The sequence below is a fragment of the Paenibacillus xylanexedens genome, from assembly GCF_007676705.1.
GTDB classification, from domain to species: domain Bacteria; phylum Bacillota; class Bacilli; order Paenibacillales; family Paenibacillaceae; genus Paenibacillus; species Paenibacillus xylanexedens_C.
In genome coordinates, this window is record NZ_VEBF01000139.1 from 1 (window position 1) to 314 (window position 314).

Sequence of the window (314 nt, forward strand, 5' to 3'; positions counted from 1 at the left end):
GGAAAAGAGCTAGTGGTTGCGCAGGTAGAACAGTGGTTCCACTGCGTGGTAGAGAGGTAGTGGGTGATGTGGGGATGGTGATGGAGGTGTTGGGTGGGATTAAGAATAAATTGGGATTATGGCAAAAAGAGGTGGAGGGAATGGAGGGTGAGAGGAAATGGATGATGTATGGATTGGTGATGTGCATGGGTAGTAAAGTGATTGGCCGGATGGTAAGGAAGGAGTTGGTGGTAGAGGTTGTGAAAAGAGTGGGGATAGGCGTTGGCAGGAAATGGGTGGCCAAACTTGTTCCATCTGGAGGAGAAGGGCTGGGT

The 314-nt window shown here is 50.3% G+C and carries 1 pseudogene; it reads left to right on the plus strand.

The annotated features are described in order from the left end of the window. Positions 1–59: 59 nt before the first annotated feature. Positions 60–314: pseudogene (locus FS628_RS30340) on the plus strand (hypothetical protein); the annotation flags it as partial.